At 64.1% G+C, this 17,864-nt stretch carries 15 protein-coding genes; 12 read left to right on the top strand and 3 right to left on the bottom strand.

The features are described 5' to 3' along the window. Nucleotides 1-61 precede the first annotated feature (61 nt). From HPY44_03125 to HPY44_03115, 3 genes are all read right to left on the bottom strand, one after another. On the bottom strand, nt 62-1,702 hold the full coding sequence (locus tag HPY44_03125; protein NSW54982.1) for an amidohydrolase family protein: 1,641 nt from the start codon (nt 1,700-1,702) through the stop codon (nt 62-64). Between the two features lie 241 nt (nt 1,703-1,943). Further along, nucleotides 1,944-2,660, bottom strand: a complete 717-nt coding sequence (locus tag HPY44_03120; GenBank protein NSW54981.1) for an SDR family oxidoreductase — start codon at nt 2,658-2,660, stop codon at nt 1,944-1,946. A gap of 379 nt (nt 2,661-3,039) precedes the next feature. Beyond that, nucleotides 3,040-5,016, bottom strand: a complete 1,977-nt coding sequence (locus HPY44_03115) for a hypothetical protein (GenBank protein ID NSW54980.1) — start codon at nt 5,014-5,016, stop codon at nt 3,040-3,042. 95 nt (nt 5,017-5,111) lie between these two features. Between HPY44_03115 and HPY44_03110 the strand changes: the two genes are divergently transcribed. The 12 genes from HPY44_03110 to flgM all read left to right on the top strand — a co-directional run bounded on the left by HPY44_03110 (nt 5,112) and on the right by flgM (nt 17,797). Then, nucleotides 5,112-5,870, top strand: a complete 759-nt coding sequence (locus HPY44_03110) for a PD-(D/E)XK nuclease family protein (GenBank protein ID NSW54979.1) — start codon at nt 5,112-5,114, stop codon at nt 5,868-5,870. Continuing rightward, the gene (locus HPY44_03105) at nt 5,858-6,841 is read left to right on the top strand and encodes a hypothetical protein (GenBank protein ID NSW54978.1); all 984 of its coding nucleotides are present in this window, start codon (nt 5,858-5,860) and stop codon (nt 6,839-6,841) included. The genes HPY44_03110 and HPY44_03105 overlap by 13 nt, the downstream gene beginning before the upstream one ends. Beyond that, nucleotides 6,838-7,431 carry a mechanosensitive ion channel gene (locus HPY44_03100; GenBank protein ID NSW54977.1) on the top strand — a complete coding sequence of 198 codons (594 nt, stop codon included), beginning with the start codon at nt 6,838-6,840 and terminating at the stop codon, nt 7,429-7,431. The genes HPY44_03105 and HPY44_03100 overlap by 4 nt, the downstream gene beginning before the upstream one ends. A gap of 154 nt (nt 7,432-7,585) precedes the next feature. Further along, on the top strand, nt 7,586-11,065 hold the full coding sequence (locus HPY44_03095; GenBank protein NSW54976.1) for a hypothetical protein: 3,480 nt from the start codon (nt 7,586-7,588) through the stop codon (nt 11,063-11,065). A 25-nt stretch (nt 11,066-11,090) separates the two neighbouring features. Next, on the top strand, nt 11,091-12,353 hold the full coding sequence (locus HPY44_03090) for an ATP-binding protein (GenBank protein ID NSW54975.1): 1,263 nt from the start codon (nt 11,091-11,093) through the stop codon (nt 12,351-12,353). After that, nucleotides 12,350-12,985, top strand: a complete 636-nt coding sequence (locus HPY44_03085; protein ID NSW54974.1) for a hypothetical protein — start codon at nt 12,350-12,352, stop codon at nt 12,983-12,985. Before HPY44_03090 ends, HPY44_03085 begins: the two co-directional genes overlap by 4 nt. Then, nucleotides 12,982-13,962, top strand: a complete 981-nt coding sequence (locus HPY44_03080; protein NSW54973.1) for a hypothetical protein — start codon at nt 12,982-12,984, stop codon at nt 13,960-13,962. Before HPY44_03085 ends, HPY44_03080 begins: the two co-directional genes overlap by 4 nt. 5 nt (nt 13,963-13,967) lie before the next feature. Then, on the top strand, nt 13,968-15,008 hold the full coding sequence (locus HPY44_03075) for an HD domain-containing protein (GenBank protein NSW54972.1): 1,041 nt from the start codon (nt 13,968-13,970) through the stop codon (nt 15,006-15,008). A 133-nt stretch (nt 15,009-15,141) separates the two neighbouring features. Further along, a complete protein-coding gene (locus tag HPY44_03070; protein ID NSW54971.1) occupies nt 15,142-15,744 on the top strand; it encodes a sigma-70 family RNA polymerase sigma factor in 603 nt (200 codons plus the stop codon). Nucleotides 15,745-15,776: 32 nt separating this feature from the next. Then, nucleotides 15,777-16,307 carry a hypothetical protein gene (locus HPY44_03065; protein ID NSW54970.1) on the top strand — a complete coding sequence of 177 codons (531 nt, stop codon included), beginning with the start codon at nt 15,777-15,779 and terminating at the stop codon, nt 16,305-16,307. A gap of 52 nt (nt 16,308-16,359) precedes the next feature. Continuing rightward, nucleotides 16,360-17,370 (top strand): hypothetical protein, encoded by a 1,011-nt coding sequence (locus HPY44_03060; protein ID NSW54969.1) that lies wholly within the window; start codon nt 16,360-16,362, stop codon nt 17,368-17,370. A gap of 127 nt (nt 17,371-17,497) precedes the next feature. After that, nucleotides 17,498-17,797, top strand: coding sequence for a flagellar biosynthesis anti-sigma factor FlgM (gene flgM / locus HPY44_03055; GenBank protein ID NSW54968.1), 300 nt, complete (start codon nt 17,498-17,500; stop codon nt 17,795-17,797). Nucleotides 17,798-17,864: the final 67 nt, after the last annotated feature.

Below are 17,864 nucleotides of genomic sequence, written 5' to 3'. Positions count from 1 at the left end.
GGACTGGCATCCGAGTTCGCGCCGTTACGAACTCGGTGCCTGTACCCAATGCGTCACAACCTCACGGGCTTACCGGACGACGTTTCTCCTCGGGCAGACGCAGAATCCGCGCCATGTTCCCGCCCAGCGCCAGACGCTTGTCCTCGATACTCAGCCTCGACCACGCCACCCAACCCAGTTGCGGCGCGGCGTCGCGCATGACGCAGTCCGTGCCGAAAATGAGCTGTTCCGGGCCCACTTCCCGCACGAAGAACTCGCAGAAGTTGTACAGAATCGCGGTATAGGTGATCTCCGCGTAGATATTCCGGTGGGTCTTCGCAATGTTCGCCACCGCCTGGGCCATGGGCCAGCTCTGCCCGGCATGGGCGCACAGGAAATGGGCTCCGGGGTAACGCTCGGCGCACTGGGCAACGTGCTCCGGGGTGCAGCTTCCGGGCGCGCTGAAGCCCATGTGGCAAAGCACCGGCCACTGGTGCTCGTGGGCGAACCGCAGCATCGGTTGGTTGCCAGGGTCGATCAGGGGCTTCTGATGCCCCGGCGGGTAGGGCTTGAAGCCGAAAACCTTTCCACTCTCGAACACCCGCGGGATCTCCTGCTCGACCAGGTCCGGGTAGGACGGGTTGATGCAGCCATACGGCAGGATGCGGTCCGGATAGCGATCGTGGGCGGCCATGGCGATGTCATTGTGCTCCGGGGTGCCCACGCGGATGCCGCCCCAGGTGCTGGGCATCGCCAGGTCAATCCCCAGGCGATCCATGGTTCCCACGAGACCGTCCACATCGTTGTAGGCCAGGGCGCAGCCGAAGTACCCCATGCAGCCGTCGTGGCCGATGTGGGAGTGCGCGTCGATGATGAACTCCTCTCGCAAGGGTTCGCCGAGCTTCAGTTTCGCGACGATCGGGTCATCGTCGCGCGCAGGCCAGGGCTCGAGCGAAGGGAGCTCGCCCTGGGCGCCGTCCACGCCGGACAGCAACCGCAACAGGTTGCCGCTGCCGATCTTCTCCCGGGCCTCAGGGCTGATGGTCTCGTAGAGGGTCATCATCTTCGCCGCGCCAGGACTGTGCTCGGGCAGGCCGGTGCTGAACAGCAGACGATCCGGGCCGAACTGTTCCACGAACCGCTCGTAGGCGCGATGGCCCTGGAAGCCCCAGGTGTCCAGGTGCAGGTTGGGCACGGAACCAAACAGGGGGTTGATCAGCCGGTCTGTGCTCCAGGCCACGCCGCAAAGAACTACGGGCAGCTCGGGGTACCGCTTGCACAGAGCGACAGCAGCCTCCACCGAGAGCTCATTGACATCCACGAAGAGCGGAATCCGGTGGGCCTGAAGCTTCGCCAGCAGCGGGCCGACCACATCGTCACTGGTACCGAAGCCGTGAGCGCGCGGGTAGAACCGGGCGGCCCGAACATTGCGCTCCAGCATCTCGGCCACGAGGTCATCCGGCGGGGCCATCTCACCCGTATGGTGGGGCATCACCACCCACTGGGGCGCGAGGCGCGGCTGCCCGGCGATCTCATCCAGCAGCAGGCGATTGCCGAAATCCTGGTAATACTCGCAGGATTGCGCGTGAAATACCAGTGCACCCTCGATGCCGTAGAAGGCGTAGTCGTCGAGAAACTGCTCCAGCCTGCGCGGGGTTTCGGGGTTCGGACAGGAGCGCAGGCCAATCATGCAATTGGAATCGAAGAAGCGGATATTGATCATGAGACATCACCTCGTTCTCTGGGCCTTGCGGTTCTTTGGGCCTTGCGGGCCCCGGGTTGAGCCTCGGGTCTGGGGGACCGTCTGTCCAAACGCCCTGCCGGACGCGAAGTCCCCCGCTACTGGGGCGAATCCCCTCACACTGCGTGGGCCGGGCGTCTCGCCCGGCGGCCGTTGGTCGTGCGTGGGACAGGCAATCGTGCCTGTCCGCACCGTTCGCCATTGTCTTTGGCCGGCGCAGGCCTCAAATCGGCGCGGCGGGCCAGCGGCGCATGGGCAGGACATCCACCGCGCAGCGCGGCGACAGGTTCGCCACATACACCGCCGCCTCGGCCACATCCTCGGGCGACATGAGCTGTTCGGGCGACCAGTCAGGCCGCTGCTCGCGCACCAGGTCCGTGTCAACGCCCCCCGGACAGATGGCGGTGACCCGCACATTGTGCGCGCGCATTTCGTCGGCCAGAACCTTGCTGAATCCCAGGAGCGCGTGCTTCGATGCACAGTAAGCGGCCTGCTCCGGATATGGCTTCAGCGAGGCCATGGACGCGATATTGATGATGCACCCGGACCGCCGCTGGACCATCCCTGGCAGGACCGCCTTCACCAGCATGAAAGGCCCGCGGGCATTGACCGACTGGATGTGATCCCAGTCCTCCAGCGACGTATCCAGCACAGACTTGACCGCAAAGGCGCCCGCGTTGTTGACCAGGATGTCCACCGGTCCCCAGTGGTTCTCCACCCGGCTAACCACGGCCTGCACACTGCGGGGATCCGACACGTCACCCTGCAGCGCAAGTGCCTGCCCCCCCGTTGAACGGATCTCCGCGGCGGCATCCTCCACCTGCGCCAGGGTTCGCGCCACGCAGGCGACCTTGGCACCTTGCCGGGCGAAGGCAATTGCCACGGCGCGGCCTATGCCCCTTCCTGCTCCAGTGATCAGGCTGACTTGTCCCTCAAGCATGGCGTAAACTCCATGTGTGTAGAAGACGGCGAGCGGTCCGAAGGACCCTCAGCCCGGTGCTTCAGCGCCGGGCTTGCACGGCCTCCTCAAGCCTCACCCCGGCATCAGATAGTGCTCGTGGGTCCCCGTGATGGCGTCCACGATCAGCCAGACGACCATTCGTCCGCAAGGACGACCGGTCCGAAGGACCCTCAGCCCGGTGCTTCAGCGCCGGGCTTGCACGGCCTCCTCAAGCCTCACCCCGGCATCAGATAATGCTCGTGGGTCCCCGTGATGGCGTCCACGATCAGCCAGACGACCATTCGTCCGCAAGGACGATCGGTCCGAAGGACCCTCAGCCCGGTGCTTCAGCGCCGGGCTTGCACGGCCTCCTCAAGCCTCACCCCGGCATCAGATAATGCTCGTGGGTCCCCGTGATGGCGTCCACGATCAGCCAGACGACCATCATGAAGATGTCGCCGAAAGCCAGGCCCAGGAACAGGGGCAGCGAGGCGACAAGCCCTTTAGCACCGCCGTAGCGCATGATCACGCTCTTGAGTGCCCACCCGATGAGAGTGGAGAACCAAAGGCATTTCATGGGGTATGTCTGCATCATGATGAACCCCACGGGATGGAACGGGAACCACAGGAAGCGCTGGCGCAGGTGGAACAAGAGCAGCGTGAACGCGCCGCCCACCACCATCGCCACGCTGTTCATAATGCTCGGCTCACGCGGGACCATCAGGAAGTTCTGCAGAAGCCGGAACCCGCCTGGTCCCGCTCCCTGAACGTACCACTTGTTGCAGGCCATCCCGCTGTATCCGTATACCAGCCGCAGGTTCGCCCAGTAGCTGATCACCGTGGACAGGAGTATCGTGACCCCGAACACTGCCAGCATCTTCCGCTTGTCCAGGCCCGACAGGTCCGCGATCTTCAGGCTCTGCATGAAGCTGGGCATGAGGAACGCGCGCAGGTCAGTCATGAATCCGCGCTCGATGAACATCCCTATGGTGAGGCTTTTCGCGCCGATGGCATTGGTGCCGGTGACGGTGATCATCGTCTCAAGGGAGGCCAGGGTCGCCTGCACGAAGAGCATGCCGGACTCGGCCACCACCTTGGTCAGGGCCACCGCCAGGACGATATACAGGAGCATCTGGACGAAGGAAGCCACCGGGCTCATACCCGCCGCCGAACTGAACCAGACCAAGGCGATCAAGCAGCAGGCCACGCCGATGACACAGGTGCGGTACGACAGCGGCTCACCCTCACTGGTGCGGCGCACGCCGATGGTCTCGTCCCAGACGTCCTTCCAGTGCAGCCGCGCCACCCAGAAGGACAGGGCGACATAGGCGAGATACCCGCCTACCGGCTGCATGCCCAGCCAGCCCGGCTCGCCCCAGGTGGTGGGTTCCTGCCGGCCCTTGAACCCGAGCACCTGGGCGATGACGCGCTGGATCTTGGTGAACCAGAAGAAGAACCACATGGAGAAGCTGACTTCGGTGCGCAGAAGCACAGTGACTCCGATGACCACCAGCCAGATCTGTCCGGGCACCCAGCCCACCGCGTTCCACGGAGGCTCGCGGAATATCGGCTGGAAGTTATAATAGAGCTTAGCATGGGGGAATGAAGGGTAGTAGAACCCCAGCCCGTTCTGCAGCTGCAGCAGGGCGGCTATGGCGAAACCGATCCACATGAGGCGATTGCCGAAGAAGGCCTTGTTCGCGAAGGGACGCTCGGCGTCGGCGGTCATTTCCATGGGCAGGGCGACCAGGGGGAAGGACAGTTTCTCCCGATCGGCCCACTGCTTGCGGAACAGGACGCTCAGGAACATAACCAGCCCGTAAAGCAGGAAGCTGAACAGGCCCCAGACCGCGAGCGGCGTGTACCACTGGCCCCACGGGAGTCTCTCGCCGGGCCGCAAGCCCTCGAAGAACGAGACCACCGCGCGCTCATCGGTGGGCGCGAACCAGGTGGGGATGTGCTGCAGGAACAGCTCATCCCACTTGTTCTCGGCCGAAGCGTAGTAGTACGGTGTGACCACCACTGGGATGAACACGTTTTCCGCGCCGTGGCCGGGCACGAGGGTCGAAAAGAGGAGCATGCAGTAGATCATCAGCAATTCGGCGCGGTCGAAGGGCCTCACGCGGCCGAGAACACGCAGCGCCGGATTGACCACCAGCACCAGGAACAACAATGCAAAGATGGCGCCCGGGGGAAGGTGTTGAGCGCCGAGGAATGTGCTGCTGAGGAAGACGTCCACATAGGGAATGATGAAGCTGAAGATGATGGAGAAAACGAGGCCCGTGACCACGCTGCGGACAGTAATGCGCCCGACGCTCTCGAGGCGGCCCTGCGTGGTCTGTTCGGGTGCCAGCATCGGCGGCGCTCCTGGAGGCAGTTCGCCGGATACCCCGGCGCGCACACTGTTCCACGAGAGCGGACGGATTCCCTTTGCCTGAGGAGACCCGCCACGTGACTGACTTCACTCCCCAGTATGTCCTCCTCCTCGAACGGCCCTCCGGGCCGCTTTCGGCGCGGAATATCGAGGACTACAGACAGTGCCCGCGCAAGTATCTGCTTTCGTCATTCGTGACCCGGGAGCAGGCGGACACTCATGTTGGCGGACCGGCGATCCTGGGGCGAGCGGTGCGAGCCGCATTGCTGTCCATGTATGCCGCAGGTGGTCCCGACGCCCTGCCGCTTGGCGATCTTGAGGGAATCTTCGAAGACAACTGGGACGGGAGCGCCTGCCGGGACAGCCGAGAGGAGGAGGACCTCCACCGTGACGGCCTGCGAATGATCGCCGCTCATCACGCCGCGCCTTTGGACCTCCCCGGCCCGCTTGCCGTGGATGTTCGCCTGGAGCAGGAGATAGGCGGCGAAACATTCGTGGCAGTGGCTGACCTGGTGGCCGCCGAAGGCAGCACCGTGGCGCGATTCACAACCTCGCGCCGACCGCCTTCACCCGCCCAGATCGCCAGAGACATGCCCTGGGCCACGCTGTTTCTGCTGGCGAGGGCCGCATACCCGGCTCCGACCGTGCTCATGGCTGACCTGCGCAGAAACCGGACAGTCGAGGTGGCCCTCGACGCCGAGCAGGTGCGTGAAGCAACGCAAGTGCTGGTCGACGTGGCTGCACGGATCAATGCCGACCGGGCTTTCGCGCCGGTGACCGGGAAGCATTGCCAGTGGTGCCGGTCCAGGAAGGACTGTCCGGCTTGGCAACGTTGACTGCCGGTAGAGCGCTGATCTGGCTGATGCTCTGCGTTGGACTTTCTTGCGCAGCGCTGCCGGCATTGGCCGATGAACGCCGGGTCATCGGCGGCAAGGGCGTGCAAGTGCATTACTGGCCGGAGCACGAGGAACAGGCGCTGCTGGTGCGGTCCGAAGCAGAGCACGCATTGCCGATTCTGGCAGACACACTGGGGCTGCAGTTCAGCCGGCCAGTCCGCATCGATATCGTGCGCTCCCACCGGGAGATGGTGGAGCTGGCGGGAAGCAGAGTGCCGACATGGACCAGGGGCCTGTCGCTGCACCATGCGAACCACGTGATACTCAAACCACAGACCCAGAAGCAGATGCAGCGGCTGGTCATGCATGAGCTGACACACGTTGCGCTGGACCTGAAAATGCAGGCATCTCACGGCGAGGCGCCCAGGTGGGTGCACGAGGGTCTCGCGCAATGGATGGAGGGTGAGATGCCTGCGGTGCAGAAGGATATCCTGGGCACTGCGGCAGTGGAGGGACGGCTGCTCGCCCTGGACGAACTTGAAGACGCTTTCCGGGGCGACCGGGAGACTGTTGACCTGGCATATGCCCAGAGTCACGTGCTGGTGGCCTATCTCGTGGAACACGGGCCGCCCGGAGCGGTGGGCAATTTCCTGGAAGCCCTGGAAGAGAGCGGGGACGAGAGACGGGCCCTGCGCCGCGCCGCCGGGATCCCGCTGGATGCCCTGCAAGAGCGCTGGATCAAGGAGATCCGCACCGAATACGCAGCCCGTGGAGTGCCCCTTTCCGTGGAATTGCTCGTTTTCGGGGCGATGGGGCTGCTGTTCATCGCGGCGGTGGTGGTACGGCTACGGATGGCCCGGGAGATCCGCGAGCGCATGCAGTCCGAAGAGCGTTTCGAACAGTTGATGGCTCAGCTCGAACTGCTGGAGGAGCCGAATGAGGACGACGAACGAGAGAGTGAGCGCCCATGAGTGAGTCATTCTTCCGCTATGTGAGCCGGCTATGGTTGTCGCAGTTCCCGGTGCAGCTGATGCGGTCGATCCTGGTTGCAGTGCTGTTTGAGGTAGCTGTATACCTGGTGAACTCCCGCATCCGCAAGGCACTGACGCGGGCGCTTTCCCGCGACGCCGAAGCCGACCCCATGCGGAGACTGGAGCGCCGGCGGGTGATCCTGGGCATCCCCACACTCATCGTGCGCACCGTCCTGTACGCCCTGGCGCTGCTCATCATCTTGCGGATTTTCCGCTATAACGCGAATCTTGACCTGTACCCGGTTGCTCTGATCATTCTCGGCCTGATACTTGTGGGTGCCCGCAACGCGCTGAGGGATGCCGTGGCCGGCTACTTCATCTTCTACGACTACCTGTATGACGAGGGTGACGAGATCACGGTGGGCGAGATTACGGGCACGGTGACGGAACTCGCCCTGCGGCACACGCGCCTTCAGACCCGCGATGGGCACGTGGTGGTCCTGCCCAACAGCATGGTCCGGCCGCTCGTAATACGCTCGGCCCGCGGAGCCCGCCAAGAGCCCCAGGCCCGGTCAAGCGGCAGGGGTTAGGCCGGCGGTGCTTTATCCGGTCGTCAGCCGTTGCCGCCGCCGTCGGCTGTCATTGCTTCTCGAAGCAGCGCTCCCGGCAAGCCACATCACGCAGGGCGTGGTGAGGCACCCAGTTGCCGGCACCGCCTTTCCACCACGCCTGGAGGTACTTCCCATGAGAACCGCTCCCTCGATCATCCTCGCTGCGCTCTTCACATGCGCCGTCGGCTTCGCGCAGCCGATTAACTCCTTCGAAAACGCCAACGCCATTCCCGGTGGAGGCGCGATCGTGGAGCGCGTCCGGGAGCATGTCACGGACGGCGAATGGGCCATCAAGGCCACCTTCCCGGGCAATGAGAAGGACACCTGGCCCGGCCTGAACTTCAGTTTCGACGAGGACACCACGAAGAAGCAGGTTTTCGCCTTCGACGCCTTCAACCCGGGCAAGGCGCCGGTGGCCCTGTCCTACCGCATCGACTTCGCCGAGGGCGATCCCCAATTCGGCGCGGCATCGGTGGCTCCCGGTGGCCCGCACCTGGTGGAAATCTGGGTCTCCGGACTTCCGCGCATCACCCGCATCTTCCCGTACCTGCGCATGCCCCGCGCCGACCACGTTCTCTTCATCGACAATGTGCGCTGGGCCACCCTCGAACAGCGCTTCATCGCCCTGCATTACGTGGACGAAAATACCCCGCCGGAGCCGACCCCGACAGAGACCGCCCGCGGCTTTATTCCCTTCCGCCGGGCGCTGACCGACGTGGTGTTCGCAAACTCCGTGCCCCTGGCGTCGGAGCGGCTCACCACCCTGGATGTCTTCGCCACACCGGGCGAATATGAGCCGGCCACGCTCTCGCTTTACGCCCTGCGCGACCTAAGGGGCGTCCGGGTGAGCTTCGACGGCATCCCCGCTGAGGGCGAAGTGCTGCCGGTGCGGGCTCTGAACAAGCGGGTCACCTACAGCTCCGACCAATTCATCAAGGACATGCCGGTCCTGTGCGAGCGCCGGGCCAGCGTGGACATCGCGGCGGGAAGCTCGAAGCGCTTCGTCATCGATCTTCAGGTGGCCCGTGACGCCGCGCCGGGCATCCACTACGGCACCGTGACGGTGCAGGCTGAAGGTGCCGATCCCGTGGAGATCCCCATGCGCCTGCGGGTTCTGCCCTTTGCGCTGCAGGAACCCAGGGACATGTTCTGGGGCGAGTACTACACCGGCCCGAAGCTCGCAAGCACCGATGAGGAGAAGAAGGCCACCCTCGAACGGGACATGATCGACATGCGCAACCACGGGATGACCTCGGTGGGCCTGTGCTTCGGCGTGCCGCTGGAGGGCGTTGTATGGGCCGAGGATAATACCTGCACGGTGCACCTCGACGGCACCAGCCTCTACGAGCGCTTCATGGACCTTTACCGGGACCTGGGCTATCCAATGCCGGTAATCCTCCTTGCCGACAGCGGGCAGTCAGCGGCGAGTCTCGACCAGAAGTACGCGGTGGACAGCGACGAGTGGGCGCAGCGCTACAAGAACTTCTGGATCGCGATGCAGGGCATCCATCGCGAGCACAACTGGCCGGAAGTCATCGTTCAGCCGGTGGATGAGCCCGGCTGGCAGGACCAGGCGGCGCGTGACCGGAATGTGCGTTGCCTGAAGCTGCTCAAGCAAATCCCCGGAATGCGCACCGAGCAGGACGGGCCTGGGGACTCCTACTTCCACCACGAGGCTGGACCCTGGGCCGACGTCTGGAACTATAACGGCGCGATCTCAGACCGCGAGACGGTGCGCAAGGCCCAGGCCGAAGGCCACATCATCACCCTGTACAACTGTGACGTGGAATCATACCGGCCCGAAGTGGACCGTTACGTTGCCGGCTGGTTCCAGCTGGCGGCAGGAGTGAGCGGCTGCTACAACTGGGCGTATATCTCCTACAACGGCAGCCCGTATGATGATCTCGACCACAGGACCGGAACCTGGATGCACGTCTACCCGCCGTATCTGAACGAGCCGGGCGGGCCTTCGACGGGCTGGATCGGCACCCGCGAGGGCGTGGATGACTACCGCTACGTCTACACCCTCAAGCAGACCATCGCCCGGGCGCGCGAGAAAGGTGCGCGGGAGGCGGCAGACAAGGCGGAAGCAGAGCTTGCGGCGATCATCGACTCGCTGGACTACTCGCCGCGGGTGCGGTCGGCCGCACGCTGGACCGAGGAGCGGGCCGGCCAGGGCAAAGACAAGATCATCAGCGGAACCCTGAAGCTCCCCAACGGCTGGGAGCACGGCGAGTACGAGAAAGCCCGCTGGCGCGTGGCCCGGGCCACGCTGGACCTCATGGCGGCGCTGGGCGAGATCCCGTCCGAAGTCAAGGGTGACGCAGCCGACAGCGGGAATATCCCGCTTGTCTGCGCGATGCGCTGGTTGGACGCGCCGATCGCCGAGACTTCCCAGGCGGCTCCGAAGGTCGACCGGCAGGTGAGCATCCCCGTTGTGCAGGGGGCCCCGGTGCTGGATGGCGTCCTGGAGGACAGCTTCTGGAGCACGGCCGCGACGCTGGAGCCTTTCGCCCTGGCCGCGGGCACCGGTAAGCCCGAAATGCCCACCGATGTGAGAGCCGCTTCCGACGGCCGCAACCTGTACCTGGGCATCGTCTGCCACGAGGATAAGATGGACTACCTCACAGCCGGCATCACCCAGGAAGGCGGGCCAGTGTGGCAGGATGACTGTGTTGAACTCTTCGTGGACGGCAACCTGGACCGCACCACCTTCCGACAGATCATGGTCAACTCCCTGGGCGTGCAGGCATGGAACAACACCGCGCAGAGCCGTTGGAGGGCGAAGTCGAAAGTCGCGGTGAAGCGCGAGCGGGACCGCTGGACCGTGGAGATGCTGGTGCCCCTGGCGGACCTGGGCATCACCGGCTCCCAGTTCGGGTTCAATGTCTGCCGGGAGCGGCGGCCCATGGAAGTCATGGAACTCTCCTGTTGGTCGCCCACCGGCGGCAGTTTCGGGTCGCCGGAACGCTTTGGGCTGGCCAGTCTCGGACAAGCCTGGATCGGCGCACTCAGCGTGCCCGAGGCCAAGCTGGGAGCGAACTCATTCACCGCGACGCTCCTGAACCAGACCGATGCCGGGGTGACGCTGTCCGCGGTGCTCCTGGAACGCCTTGGAGAGAATGTCTCCAGGCGGACGCTGGATGATAAGATAGAGCTTGCGCCGGGCATGAGGATCGAGCGCACCTGGCAGTACACGCTGGCAAGCGAGCAGGCCCCGACATTGACGCTGCGCCTTGTTTCCGCCGACGGCAAGACCGTGGCGGAGCGCAGCTTCACGCCATCGGTGCTCGCTCCGCTGGGAATGCGGGTGCGCCCGCGGACATACTACCTGTCCGAAAACCTGGCCGACGCCACGCTGGAGATCAACCTGGGCAGCGACATGGCCCAAACTTCGGCTCTCACGTTGGCCATCTACGATCCGGCGAGTGGGGAGATCATGCGGCACCAGCGGGTCACTCCGATTGAGAAGAGCCGGCTGCAAGTGACGCTGGACCTGCGCGGCTTGCCGGAGGGCGGCTACGAGGCCTGGTCCCTGCTGGACGCCCCCGATGGGACGCGCATTGCCGAGCAGATTACGCCGCTGGTCCGCCTGCGCGGGCCCTTTGATTAGTCGCTGAAAGGAGGCAGGCGGCGCGATGATCACACGATTGGCGGCCTGGGGCTACAAGTGCCTGTCCGACGTGGACGTGCGCGTCGGACCCTTCAACATATTGGTGGGCCCCAACGCCACCGGCAAGAGCACCTTTCTCGATGTGCTTGGGCTGCTGTCAGATGCGCTCCAGCGAAATGGGGACATCGACGCGGCAATCCGCAGCCGCGCCCGCACCGTGCGCGAACTGGTCTGGCAGCAATCGCAGGACTGGTTCGATTTGGCTGTCGAGGCGCGATTACCCGATCACCTGCGGATAGCATGGAGTGGGGAATCCCCGTGGGAATCGGTGACGTACCGGGTACGCATGGGTGTCGGAGCCGATGGGGCGACACAGGCTGAGGAGGAGCGGGTCTTCGGAGTCCCCGCGGAAGTCGCCGATGGCTTTGAGCGACGAACACAGCTGCCCGTCAGCGGCTTGGACCCGACGCGTCTACCGATAGTGGACAGGCCGGCGCCCGAAGCCGCCTATCAGTTGCTGAGGCGAGGTGGAAGCGGCACCAGCCATTTCCAGGCAGCGGGAAAAAGCAACGCTAAATGGCCTTACAAGCCAACCGCGACCCACTTGGCGCTTGCCGGCACACCGGAGGACCCGGACAGATTCGCCGTCCTCCTCTGGCTCCGCGACATCTTGCGCGACCGAGTGCGGTTCCTGCAGCTCAATAGCACTGAGATGCGCAAGCCCTGCCGGCCTGATGCGCCCCGAGAACTCCAGGCGGATGGCGGGAATCTGCCCATTGTCGCGGCGCGTCTGAGGGACAACGCGCCGGACCGGTTCAGGTGGTGGCAGGAGCATGTTGCCGGGGTACTGGGCGGGCTCAAGGAGCTCCGGATAGAGGAGCAGGCGCACGACCGACACCTCTACCTGAGTGCGGTGTTTGAGGGCGGTCCGCCAGTGCCTTCGTGGCTGCTTTCCGATGGCACGCTGCGCTTTCTTGCGATGACACTCATCGCTTACCTGCAGGGCTCGGACACGATCTACATCATCGAGGAGCCCGAAAACGGCATTCATCCGCGCGCGCTGGAAGCTGTCATGGATTCCCTCTCATCCGTGTACCAAGGACAGGTCTTTGCGGCGACCCATTCGCCGCTTGTCGTGGGTCTGTCGAAGCCGGAGCACTTGCTTTGCTTCGACCGCAACCCAGACGGGTCAACCGCGGTTTTACCGGGCGACCAGCACCCGGCATTGCGAGACTGGAGTCGCAGCATATCGCTTGCTGATCTGTATGCGGCGGGTGTTCTCGGATGAGCGAACAGGACTTCCTGGACCTCCTGGTCGTTGTGGCCGACAGCCACGCCGAGAGCGCGATCCGCACTATTCTGTCACAACGCCACAAGTCTGTTCCGATGCGGGCGATCACGTTTGAGATAATCCGTTGTCCCGGCAACGACCCGCAGGCCCGAACAAAGGGTCCCGACTTCCTGTGCGAATATCAGAAGAGGGCACAGCACGGACTGATCGTCTTCGATCGGGAAGGCTGCGGGCAGGAGAGCCGCACTGCTGAAGAACTGGAGCAGGAACTTGAGACCCGGTTAGGTCCCATCTGGGGTGATCGCGTCGCCGTTGTCGCGATTGACCCGGAGTTAGAGGCGTGGCTCTGGGCGGGAGTCTCGCATATTCAGCAGGAGCTTGGCCTCTCTGCGGAGGCCCTGCGGGGTGTGCTGGGCGGCTTCAAACAGGGCCAGGATGGCAAGCCATGCCGACCCAAAGAGGCTTTCCAAGAAACCCTCAAGAGGGCTCAACGCCCGGCCTCAGCAGCATTGTACGGTAAGCTTGCAGAGAAAACCGGCCTCAAGGAGTGCAGAGACCGATCCTTCGCAAAGCTGAAGGACTGCCTTAGCCGCTGGTTCCCACCCGCTGACCTCACAGGGAGTGTGTGACCGAAATCTTGCCCATCCCGCCTGTTCCCGCGGACCCGCCGGAGGTTGTGCCGGGTGAGTGGTCGGCGCTCCTGGAAGAGTTGCCCGACACCGGGCGAATCATGGTCCTCGGGCCCGGAGATACCGGCAAGAGCACTCTCGCGTGGTGGCTGGCGCGGGAACTCCACCGGCGCGCGCCGCGTGCAGGGCAGGCTGGTGGCGTCGCCGTCGTGGACTCCGACGTGGGGCAGTCGCGCATCGGCCCCCCGGCAACCGTGGGGATGCATGTGCTCGGGGACCGGGGCTGCGCGTTCTACTTCGTGGGAGCCGTGTCGCCGAACAGGCGGCCTGCGAGCGTGGTCCGAGCTACCCTCACCGCCTGCCGCGATGCCACGGTGCGCAAAGTCGCCTGGACGGTGGTGGACACCACCGGGTATGTCACAGGAGAGGTGGGCGTGGCGATCAAGACCTCGAAGATCCGCCACCTGCGCCCCCTGCACATTGTTACACTGGGGCCGACCGACATACTCGCCCCGATCCTCGACGGGTTCCGCGAGGACCCACAGGTGACCGTCCACCCGCTCCCTGTCCCGGCTGCGGTGCGCTGCAAGACCGTGGCCGCCCGCTGCCAATGGCGGCAGGAGGCTTTCGCGACGTGGCTGGTTGGTACGGAACTCCACTGGATCCGCGCGGCGGAGCGGGACTTTGTCAATGCACCCGCGCCGGAGCTATTCGCAGGATCGCCCGAGTGCGCCGAGGAACTCCGGGGGCTATTGGTGGGGTTCAGTGATGCCGATGGAAGAGGCATCGCGCTGGGGCTGCTTCACACCTTTGATTTCCGCCAGAACCAGGCCCTCATACGCTGCTCCGAAGCCGGGGCCAAAGCCCCGCGGGTCGAGTTCGGATGCATAAGGCTCGAGCCGGACGGGAGCCAGATCGGCGCCAGGGCCGGCAGGCGCGCTGATGGTCAGGGTAATCTTTCCGACAAGCACAGGTGAGCGCCATGCTTGAGAAGCAGTTCGTCGAGGACCTGGTGGAGAACGCCCGGGTCCATTCGGCTTTCGCGGTGAGGGAAAAGAGCCTCGTGGCATTCCGCAGCAAGCCGGGAAAGTTCCTGAACCTCGTACTCAGCGACCGCACGGGGGAGATCACCGCGCGGGTCTGGGACAACGCTGAGGAAATGGCCGAAACCTTCGAACCCGGAGATGTGGTGGTGGTCAAGGGCGCGGTGCAGGAATACCAGGGGCAACTGCAGCTCATCGCCTCTCAGGTGAGGCCGGCCGGGATCGATGAATATGACGTGGCAGACCTTGTGCCCACCGCGGGCCGGTCGCGGGATGATCTTGAGCGCTGGCTGGATGATACCATTGACCGCGTGGCAAACCCGCACCTGCGGGCGCTGCTGGACGCTTTCTTTCGGGAGCCGAACTTCCGGGAGCAGATGGCCACGGCCTTCGGCGCAAGATCGCTGCACCACTCTTATGCAGGCGGGCTGCTTGAGCACACGCTGTCGGTGGTTCACTTACTGCTCGCGGCGGCCGAGATTCACCCGGAAATGGACAGGGACCTGCTCATCGCCGGCGGACTGTTGCATGACATCGGGAAGCTGGAGGAGCTTGCGGGAGTCACCGTTGCAGACTACACTGACGTCGGCAAGTTCATCGGGCACACGGTGCTCAGCGACCGGATGATCCAGGAGCGCATCCGGGGCATCGAAGGATTCGACCCACACCTGGCGAACCTGCTGGCGCATATGGTCCTGAGCCACCACGGGGAGCGGGAATGGGGCGCACCCATAACCCCGGCCACCATGGAGGCTTGTGCCCTGCATTATGCGGATAACATGGATGCCCGGGTGCAGGGCTTCAAACAGGTTATTCAGGCCGGCGCGTCGTCAGAGGCGGAGTGGTCCGAGTACCACCGCTCATACCAGCGCCAGATTTACCTGGGGCGCAAGGAACGTGTGTCCGCTGAGCCCGGCCCGGACCCGTCTGACGAGTCCGGCGGCTCTGACGTCGGCAATGGTGGGCAGTTGGCGTTCTAGCTGCTGGAACGCAGATGCGCGGCCGACAAGGGGGCCTGCGCAGGGGTACCCGGATCCATCTGAAACGAATGAAAATGCTATCCCCCATAGTAGTTGCGGCTGACTGAACCTTCGACTCCAGGCAGCGTCTACGATGACGAACACGGCCGAAAACCAGGCTTACCAGACCGCTGCACTCGTCGAGAGAGCACGGCAGGGCGATTCGAAGGCGTTCGCGAGCCTGGTCGACCTTTACAAGGACCGCATCTATACTTACGTCTTACGCATGTGCCACGACCCGGATGAGGCCGCGGACATCGCTCAAGACACCTTCGTGCGGGCATATCAGTCCCTGGGTAATTTCCGTGGGGCATCCAGTTTCCAGACATGGCTCTACCGTATCGCGAGCAATCTGGTTATCGATTCAGTTCGCCGCAGGCAGCGCCGGGATGACGGCAATATCTCCCTAGACGCGCCTGTGGACACGGATGACGGCGAAATCGGCAGACAGCTGCCTGATGAGCGCCGCGGGCCCGCGGAACTTGCCGAGAGCGCGGATGTGCGCCGCGAAGTACTCGAAGCTGTGGCCCGGATCTCGCCCAAACTCAGGCCCGTACTGGTGATGTATGATTTGCAGGGCATGAGCTACCAGGAGATCGCAGATATCCTGGGCTGTCCGCTTGGTACCGTGAAAAGCCGTCTGTTCAATGCACGCAACCAGCTGAAAGAGCTTCTCGAGGAGCGTCAGCTCCTGTGATTCGCCGTGACCGCCGTTCGGGGATGAGAAACATGAAGTGTGCAGAATGCAGGTATCTGGCCGCCACAACTCGGAAGCAGGAGCGCACCGCGGCAGAGGCGGAGCTACTGGCTGCCCACACGCTCAAGTGCGCTGATTGCGCCGAGTATGTGCGCGAGATGGAGGCTGTCCAGGGGCTTCTAGGGTCGGTGGGCCAGGAGGCCGCCCCGGATGATTTCGCTTCCATGGTAATGAAGCGCGTGGAGCGCGAGAGTGTTCCCGCCCACTCGGGGTGGTTTGAGAGACTGTTCGGCGCCCTGCGCGCGCCCGATCCCGTGATCCCGCTGCGCCAGGCGGTCTCCGTGGCTGCCCTGGTTCTCATGCTTGCGTCTGCGGGGATGCTGGTCATGTACGAGCGCAGCAATTCAGGAACACCGGCTCATGAAACAGTGACCGTTGCTGAAGGCGGCAGCGCGATCCAGGGCGATGCTGAGTTCGTTCAGGAGCTCGTGCGGCGCCATCAGACCAGCGACAGCGTCCAGCCGGTACCCGAGGACGAGGGCATGCGTCTTGTCAGCTATTGATGCCCCAGGAGGCGTTCTGGGCCGGGACCGGCAAGACCCGGCCCCTTTAGTCATGAAATCCCCAGTGAATGTGCAGTCCCGGTTCATCAGTCAACTCTCCGCGGTTCTTCTCGCTGCTGGGCTTACTGCGTTTGGCGTGCTCTGCGCCGCGCCGGCCTGCGCGGAGAACCCCCTTGACCTTCTCCGGCAAGCGATCAAGGCAGATGGAAAGGTGCGCTACGAGGCGCGGGTGGAGATCGTCTCCAGGGAGGGCGGAGCACCCGGCCAGACGGTCGTCCAGCGAATCCTGAAGGACGACGCCAACAGACACCGTACCGAGGTCATCGCGCCCCCCTACCTTGTGGGCCGCCTGATCATCAGTGATGGGACGACAGAGTGGGAGTTCCACCCGCGGGCTCGGCTGGTGCACCAGCGCAAACTGCGCCCGCCGTCCGAAGTCCAGAGGGTGAAGCTTGAGCAACTTGACCTCGTAAGCGACAGCCTGCACGTGACCTACCTGGGCATCGCGACAGTCGCAGGCCGGCCTTGCGATGTGGTCAGCATCCGCCCCCAGGGCGACAAGGTCACGCGCAAGCAGGTCTGGATCGATGAGAAGACCCACGTTGAGTTGCGCTGGGAACGCTACGACTCCGCCGGGCGTCTCACCACCCGCTGGACTGTGACCAGCATCGACTATTCGCCATCAACACCGCCCGGGGCGTTCTCCTTCATCCCCCCCAAGGGCGTCAAGGTGTGGAAGATCCCCGCGGCAGAACGCATGTCTCTGGCAGAAGCCGAGAAGCGCATCGGTTTCAAGGCGGTGCTCCCCGGTTACGTGCCGCCTGGATACACATTCCACCGAAGTGACGTGGGCATCACCGTGCGCGGTGGGCGCAGCGCCCTGTGGCTTCGCTATCTCAACGGTGTGGACAGCTTCTCAATCTTTCAGTCACAGCGCCTCAAGGTGCGACCTGGTCCCATGCCGGAAACAACCTACTGGGAAGCCGGCGACTACTCGTTCCTGCTCGTAGGGCGGCTCTCGTCCCAGGAGCGGCAGAAGATAGTCGATTCCGTGCGCCCCTGATTTGTTACACCATCTGGTGCATCCGGCCTGCAGACAGGCGGCGGGATCGCTAAAGGCGCGCAGAGGGCGGGCCGATAGAGGAGTTAGAGAGGCCCGCGGGGGCTGACTGGAGGTGCAAGGCGATCTGATGAAGATTGAGACGAGCATGGTGGCTGCGGGTGGCGGTGTTGCTGCGGGGAAGGTATCGGTTCGCCCTACCGAAGGCCCGACTGGAGCGGGGCCAAGTGTGGGGCCGGTTGCCGCAGGGGCCGATGAGGCGAGTCTGAGCCAAATCGCGCGGGACTTCTGCGTCGCTCAAAAAGCGCTTGCGGCCACCCCTGATGTGCGCGAGGACAAGGTCGCAGAGTTGAGACAGAAGATCGCGGACGGAACCTTCGAGGTGAATGCCGACCTTATCGCGGACAGGATCATCGAAGGCGGCCCGTAGGCTCCCACGGATAATGTTGCAGTGAAAAGACCGGGCGGACATCTCCGCCCGGTCTTTGTCTTGAGCA

The organism is Armatimonadota bacterium, from assembly GCA_013314775.1.
In the GTDB taxonomy this organism is placed as follows: domain Bacteria; phylum Armatimonadota; class Zipacnadia; order Zipacnadales; family JABUFB01; genus JABUFB01.
The sequence above is the reverse complement of the archived record's forward strand: the minus strand, read 5'-3'. Positions and strand labels throughout refer to the sequence as shown.